This is a genomic window from Dapis brunnea BLCC-M229 (assembly GCF_050015995.1).
Taxonomy (GTDB): domain Bacteria; phylum Cyanobacteriota; class Cyanobacteriia; order Cyanobacteriales; family Microcoleaceae; genus Trichodesmium.
Window position 1 is genome coordinate 25,039 of record NZ_JBNHEP010000082.1, and the last position, 7,321, is coordinate 32,359.

A 7,321-nucleotide genomic window follows, 5' to 3' on the forward strand; every position below is an offset into this window, starting at 1 on the left:
GGAAAAATTTGACTTTTGATAACTTCATTTTCATCAACAGAAACAGAAATATACTTCCCTTCAGACAACCTAAAGCAACTTAATTCTTGTTCGTAAACTATCTAAACTAAATATTCTTTTACTCAATTGCATTGATAAACTTTTAATTTGTCATGTAAATCATAAGCAGCACTATTACCAGCAACTTCAACAATTAATTCTGGCGCACCTTCTATATAATCATCCTCGCTAATTTTTGTTTTTCCTCCTAAAGTTAGTTCAATAAATAATATGGCATCTGGTTGAGATTCATTATTTTTATCTCAATGGATAGTTGTATTATCAGCACCCTTAACTCCAGGAGTTCTAGCAGCATAAACTCCTAAGCAAGTATTGATTTGAAAATGAGGTTGTTCATCGGCATAAAATCTCAGAGGTGAAGTCATATAAACAATTTTTTCAAGTTCAGCTTTTTTATGTTTTTGCATAGAAAAATAGCGCTTTTCAAATTCATCTATAGTCAAGCGTTTCGCTGCGCGACATGAAACGCGGAGCGTGGCGTCAGCCGTATCGCCATTTTCTAAAGGTATTATTGTAGTTTTTTTCATAGTTTTATTCTAGTTATTATGTAAGCATTCAGCTATTAGCTTTCAGCATTCAGCAATAATATTAGGGTATGAAGGTTAGGAGATAACAAATAGGGAATTTCAAGGGATTTGTAGTAATCATAATTTTTGCTCAATCTGTTAATAATAATACCTCTGAAAAAGGCAATTAACTGATAGCTGAATGCTTACAAATTAGCCATTCTATCCTCAACCATCATCCGCACAACATCTGGCATTTTATAATGTGCTTTCCATCCTAATTTTTGTTCAGCTTTAATTGGATTTGCCCTACCCACAGAAATATCAGTAGGGCGATATAAACCCCGATCTACTTCTACAAAATCCTGCCAATTTAATCCTACAGAAGTAAAAGCTTCAACTACAAAATCTTGCAAAGGATAACTTTCTCCAGTGGCAATTACATAATCATCTGGTTCATCTTGCTGCAACATTAAAAACATTGCTTCTACATATTCTGGTGCCCAACCCCAATCTCTTTGCACTGAAATATTTCCTAAGTGTAATTTCTCGTTACTACCTTGAGCAATTTGACAAACAACAGAGACAATTTTTTGAGTTACAAAACGTTGTGGTCGGAGGGGAGATTCATGATTAAATAAAATTCCAGAACAAGCAAATAAATTATAAGCTTCTCGATAATTTGCTACTTCCCAAAAAGCTGCAGATTTAGCAACAGCGTAAGGACTTCTTGGGCGAAAAGGAGTAATTTCTGTAGCAGGTTTACCACCTGTATCGCCAAAACATTCACTCGAACTGGCATTATATAATTTAATTTTTGCTCCAGTAAATCGAATTGCTTCTAATAAATTTAAGGTGCCAGTAGCGATACTTTCTAATGTTTCTACAGGTTGCTGAAAAGAGAGACCTACTGAACTTTGACCAGCTAGATTATAAATTTCATCTGGCTGATATTTGGTTAATATTTGTAAGACACTTCTAAAGTCATTTAAAGACATGGAGTCTAACTTTATTTGGTCACGAATACCTAAACGAGATAAGTTTTTAAAAGTAGACATTTGAGCATCTCGAGAAGTGCCACAAACGTTGTAACCTTTTTCTAGTAATAATTTGGCTAAGTAGGAACCGTCTTGACCGGAAATTCCTGAAATTAATGCTGTTTTCATAATCTTTAAGGAAGAAGGAAAAATGGGTAAATGGTAGGGTCTAATTTTATAGATAATTGTTGGTTTTAAGCAAAAGTTTCTGGAGTAAGTGCACTTTTTTTTTAGGAATATTTTAGGTAGTAGGTTTTAGGTAGTAGATTCAATTTTCGCCCTTGTATTCAACTGAAATAAGGTGTTATACCAAGGCTGATAAATGTTGGCTACAAATATTTGGAGTGTTTCTAGTAGTCAATAGTCAGTAGTCAGCTATAAAGAGCTTCTTATTATCATTTTTTACCCTGAAATAATTCTATTAGAGCACGCTATACATCTGACTTAAACCATTTTAGTTTACCAAATTATTCACGCCACATTCTTTTTTCATGCATGGTATTAAGTGGAACGATAAGTAACCGATAACTTAAGACATAAAACCTACAACCTTCTTCAATAAATTGTAAGTGAGGTGTGAAGTTTAATAACCCAATTGCTCAAACAAGTCTTCTACATTTATGACTTAGTACTTACCACCAAAGGAAGGGTAGAGACTATAAATATAGATATAGATATAGTAATTCTTAGATAAATGAGCTAAAGTAACAACAGTGAGTAAACAAATTACGAATATTCTCTTCATAGCATTTATCATGGAGATGAAGTAAATTAGACTTCTTGCAGAAGTAAGTCAAAAATAAAAAGTAATAGAAACTGATTATTTATTTACTATAACGTAATTTTACTTTGACTTTAGCAAAAGGTCTATTATACATTCCCAGATTTTCTATGGCCTGTTAACTCAAATCACAAATTTTGTACCGCATTCAATTGAGAAACTCTATTATATTTTATCAATCTGGGATTGTTTCTGCGAGAATTTTTGCTAGATTTTTGATATGAGCTGCATAGTTTGTTGTATTTTGATTGGGTAATATTTTTTCCTGCTTTTCTAGTTTTAATTTGGTTTGTTCTAGTTCTGTTTGAGTTTCTTGAAATTGGGATTGATAGGTATTGATTTGCTCCTGATGTTTAGATAACTGAGATTGAGATAGTTCTAATTCTACTTGTACTTCATCTAGTTGGAATTGAGTAATTTCTAATTCTTCTCGCGTATCATGTAGTTCGGAGTGACATTTATCTAATTCTGTTTTAATATTTTGTAGTTGTGATTCGGCATTTTTAGCTTTTTCTTGATTTTGCTGAAGCAGAGATTGAGCAGATATTAATTGTTGGGAAATTTGATCTCTTTGAGATTTAATGTTTTCTAATTCTATAGTTTTTTCTTGATTTTGCTGAAGTTGAGATTCCGCAGATGTTAATTTTTGGAAAACTTCATCTTTTTGAAATTTAATATTTTCTAATTCTTCGCGAGTTTGCTGTAGTTGTAATTCGGCATTTTTGGCTTTTTCTTGGCTTTGGTAAAATTGAGATTGGAATTGTTCTAATTCTCCTAAGATTTGGTCTCGTTGAGATTGGATATTTTCTAATTCTGTTTGAGTTTGGTGAAGTTTAGATTGAGTAGATGCTAATTTTTGAGAAAGTTCCTCTTTCTGAGATTCACTATTTTCTAATTCTGCGGAAGTTTGCTGGAGTTGAGATTGTATTAGCTGAAATTGTTCATCAGATGAAACTCTTTTCCCTACTTCATCAATATCTATATCCCGAAAAACTGGAGTGGTATTCCAAGGTTCAAAAGGTATAAGTTTTGCCGTCCGAAAGTGGGGGCGAAAGAAATATTTTCCTGTTTCATTTAAAAGACAAGCAGCAAAGCTAAAGGGAGTATTAGAAATAGCAACAAAATCACACTTACTCAATAAGAAAAAATTCAGATATTCTAGATTAACCTCTACCTCCAAATCTCGAACCGTTACAGGATTATATTCAGCAAAATAAACCAGGGGTATTTCCTCTAAATTATCACTGGCAATAAATAAAACTGGTTCCTCTAAAGTTTCCCATAAACCATGCAACCAAATTTTATACCATTCAATAGGAGCAACAACAAAATGTGATTGTAAATGTAAACCGATGATAGTTTTCCCACAAGAGCGCAACTTTTCCCAAGCAACTTTTACTTGACCTTCTATTTCTGTTACAGGTTGAAACAAAGAACAAAAATATTTTTTATGGGTCGCATAATACCTAGTGTGATATAAAAATTTTCCCTGAATATCCACATTTTTCCAAACTTCTCCATTACCAGGGAAAATTTCATTATTATTCTCAACAACTATAGGGAAATCTTCAGAAATTTCTCTATCTTTATGCCCAAATAACTCTTGGCCTAACCATGGAGGAGTCTCTACAGATAATCCATTTTTTTGAGCATATATTTTTAAGAAAGCATACTGAAAAATTTGATTTCCCAATCCAGTATTTTTCCCAAGAGTAGACATACTAACTATCTGTTTTCTCACATAAAAAGCATCTCCCCAGGATGGATGAAAAGGTTTTGCCACTGCTACCATACCAAAACCAGTCTGTGCTAAAAATTCATCAATTTTTTCTGCTAAAGCACAACCTTCATAGAGTTCCTCATAATTAACTTTGGTGTAAACCGCATCTATATATTTAAGTAGATTATTTGCTCCTTGTAATGCTAAAAGTTCTGCCCCTTGAATATCTAAGTTAAGGATATTAAAACTTCTTGGAGAAAGATCTAATTCTTGTAGCAAAGTATCCAAAGTTTTTGACTCAACAGTAAGTTGATGAGTTTCTTGAATATTGGGGTAAATATCTAGATAATATTTCAAAGGAAAAATGGAACTACTTTGCCCCATTGAATTGACATATAATTTGACTTTGCCATTTTGATTACTAATAGCATAGTTAACAGCTTGCACATCGAGAGATGCTGTGGCGATATTTGCTTTTAACCTTTCAAATACTGTTGGGTTAGCTTCAATGAAGAGAATTTTTGATATGCCTAAAGTTTGATAAAGTTTGATATCTTTACCATCATAAGCACCGACATGAATAATACCTCTGGGGGAGACTGAGTTTTGTAAACAAAGGTTCTTTAAATCTAATTTCATTGGTCACTTCAGTTATCAGTTAACAGTTATCAGTTATCAGTACCTCCTGGCTGAATTTTCTTTTTTTATCCCCTTGAAAGGGCAGGAGGTTTGAAACCTTATTTTCTAGTCAGAATACTCAAATAGTTTGTGGTTGAATTTATGTAACTGGAATTGCTGAATAATACTACCTTAAAATTAGATAGTTTGAGAAACAATTACAGAAAAAATTTTTGATTCTTTTGGACTTAGGAAAGATTTTTCCCAGATTTCTGATGTGCTCTGCATAGCTTGTTGTATTTTGATTCGTTATAGCAATTGCCATCTTTAAGTAAGGTACAAAATTTATTTGTTTTAGGGATTAGGGATTAAGGAGTAGTAATTCAGGAAAGAGGGAATAGAAAAAAAAGAAAAACAACTGTACCTCAGTAACTTGAGAAACACTATGGTTTTTTTGTGTTTATAGTTTTAAATTTCTTTCTAGTTCTGTTTGAGTTTGTGAAAATTGGTATTTCCTGATATTAATATTTAGTTTATTATATAGCTAAGAAAGAATTGGTTAGGAAATAGACTGATGATGAATCTTAGATTAGGAAATGTTTTTCTAACTTTTCCCTGTTCCCTTTTCTCTGTTCCCTGCTATAGGTATTCAGGTATCAGTTTCATAACCTCAGCTTTCCAAATAAGTATTGAGAGACTCAGGCAGAATTAAAAGTATGGGTTAAGGGATCAAAGCTAATCTTAACTATCCATAATCAATCAAGTCTATGATTAATTTTAACTGTTGAATACTTATTTCATTTATTTTTTATTCAAGTGAGATTGAGGATTTTTTGAATTCATTGTGTACAAGTTGTATATAGTTCTGATTCATAATTTTTATTTTTAGCTTTTTATTATTATAGCAATTAGGAATCAGTTGTGATAATTTTACTGTTCTTTAAAACCATAGAATATAGCAGTTATTATATTCATAAGATAGTTTTTTTCTTCTTCTCTGTTCCCAGTTAAGTCTTGCTTAAAATTATCCACTATCTCACAACTTAAATCATATTGCTATAGAATGGAACAATGACTTATTCAAGGGAAGGAGCTGAGGTAAAATTAAGTATTTTTTTCCTTAAATATTCTAGATATATCTGAATATATAAGATATTGGTAAGAGAGAGCTAAACTCGATATTCTCCTGCACATATTGTTAATTAATTACTCCTTAATCACAAATATAGTATGAGATATTGTTTGGGATGTTCTTAATCAATAATTTTTGAATGTGCAATATATTTTAGCTTAATATGGTAAAGCATGAAAAATCAATACTTAATTCTGAATGTGATAGAAAAACACCAAAAAGCAACAGAATATTTGGTTTTGGGTAAATTTGATGTAGCGATCGCTCTATGTCATCAAATTATAGAGGTAAAACCAGATTTTATTCCAGCGTATCAAACTATAGGAAATGCTTTGGAAACTGAGGGAAATTTAGAAGCTGCGCTGAGTTGGTATACTCAGGCATTAAAAATTCAGCCTAATTTGGCAGAATTATACAAAATTATTGGTAATTTATATTCTCAACAAAAACAGTGGGATGAGGCTATCGCTTGTTATGAAAAAGCAATTAAACTCAAACCGACTTTAACAGAGATATATGAAAAGTTAGGGGATATTTTTCAACAACGTTATCTGGAAAATTTACAAGCAGCACTTAGTAATTATCGTCTAGGAATAAAATATTCTCCGGGAGATGAAAGTCATTACCATAAGTTCTTAGAAATTCAGCCATATAATCCAGAAATATCTCAGCATTTGGCTAATATTTTACTTAGTAAAAATAAACTAGGATCGGCAATTATTTTTTATCAAATTGCTTTAATAACCGAACCAGAAAATCCAGAAATTCATTTGAATTTAGGCAAAATTTTGGCAAAACAAGGTTATTTTGAGCAAGCAATCTCTGAATATAAACTTGCCTTAGAAGTTCAGAAAAATAATCCAGATATTTATCTACAACTTGGCATAGTTTTGGCAAAACAAAAAAGGTGGTCAGAAGCGATCGCCTCCTATCGCCGTACTATTAAAATTAATCCTAAGTCAGATTTTGCTTATAACTATTTAGGAGAAGCTTTAACAAAAATGGGAGAGTTGGAAGAAGGAATTTATATATTTCAGCAAGCAATAAATCTCAATCCTACCTCACCTTTATTTCATAAAAATTTGGGTGATGCTTTAGCAAAGCAGGGAAAAATAGATGAAGCAAGTGCCGCTTATAGTCGCGTCATTGAATTGGGATAAAAATATTGATAAGGGGATAGGTAGATGGGGAGATAAATTCGATAATTTTGCTTCTCAAACCACTACCTATATATTTGGTGCGCCAGTCGAGTCGGCAAATATTTACTAAGTATTGGAAACCAGAGAATTAAAATATTTTTCTGTTCAGTTTTTGCCGACTTCCATCCTAAATTTTGCTTCCCAAACCACTACCTATATATTTGGCGCGCCAGTCGAGTCGGCAAATATTTACTATTTCTGGAAAACCAGAGGATTAAAATATTTTTCTGTTCAGTTTTTGCCGACTTCCATCCTAAATTTTGCTTCC

The 7,321-nt window shown here is 32.2% G+C and carries 5 protein-coding genes and 1 pseudogene; 2 read left to right on the plus strand and 4 right to left on the minus strand.

Going from position 1 to position 7,321, the window contains the following annotated elements; all coding sequences use genetic code 11:
* Window positions 1-122: 122 nt before the first annotated feature.
* From ACP6PM_RS09305 to ACP6PM_RS09320, 4 genes and pseudogenes are all read right to left on the minus strand, one after another.
* Window positions 123-284 (minus strand): annotated as a pseudogene (locus ACP6PM_RS09305) (Uma2 family endonuclease); the annotation flags it as partial.
* An 18-nt stretch (window positions 285-302) separates the two neighbouring features.
* On the minus strand, window positions 303-587 hold the full coding sequence (locus ACP6PM_RS09310; protein WP_426583926.1) for a hypothetical protein: 285 nt from the start codon (window positions 585-587) through the stop codon (window positions 303-305).
* 185 nt (window positions 588-772) lie between these two features.
* Window positions 773-1,732: a GDP-mannose 4,6-dehydratase gene (locus ACP6PM_RS09315; RefSeq protein ID WP_426583928.1), complete on the minus strand. Its 960-nt coding sequence runs from the start codon at window positions 1,730-1,732 to the stop codon at window positions 773-775.
* 827 nt (window positions 1,733-2,559) lie between these two features.
* Complete coding sequence (locus tag ACP6PM_RS09320; protein ID WP_426583930.1) at window positions 2,560-4,743, minus strand: FkbM family methyltransferase; 2,184 nt, start codon at window positions 4,741-4,743, stop codon at window positions 2,560-2,562.
* Window positions 4,744-6,027: 1,284 nt separating this feature from the next.
* On the opposite strand from ACP6PM_RS09320, the gene ACP6PM_RS09325 reads away from it, so the two are divergent.
* Together ACP6PM_RS09325 and ACP6PM_RS09330 are read left to right on the plus strand one after the other, a co-directional pair.
* A complete protein-coding gene (locus ACP6PM_RS09325; RefSeq protein ID WP_426583932.1) occupies window positions 6,028-7,014 on the plus strand; it encodes a tetratricopeptide repeat protein in 987 nt (328 codons plus the stop codon).
* 112 nt (window positions 7,015-7,126) lie between these two features.
* Window positions 7,127-7,321, plus strand: a 195-nt coding sequence (locus ACP6PM_RS09330) for a hypothetical protein (RefSeq protein WP_426583934.1), incomplete at its 3' end; no start/stop codon positions are given.

Coding starts and splice junctions, on each gene's coding strand:
- ACP6PM_RS09315 (WP_426583928.1), bottom strand. CDS start 1,732: ATGAAAACAGCATTAATTTCAGGAATTTCCGGTCAAGACGGTTCCTAC.
- ACP6PM_RS09320 (WP_426583930.1), bottom strand. CDS start 4,743: ATGAAATTAGATTTAAAGAACCTTTGTTTACAAAACTCAGTCTCCCCC.
- ACP6PM_RS09310 (WP_426583926.1), bottom strand. CDS start 587: ATGAAAAAAACTACAATAATACCTTTAGAAAATGGCGATACGGCTGAC.
- ACP6PM_RS09325 (WP_426583932.1), top strand. CDS start 6,028: ATGAAAAATCAATACTTAATTCTGAATGTGATAGAAAAACACCAAAAA.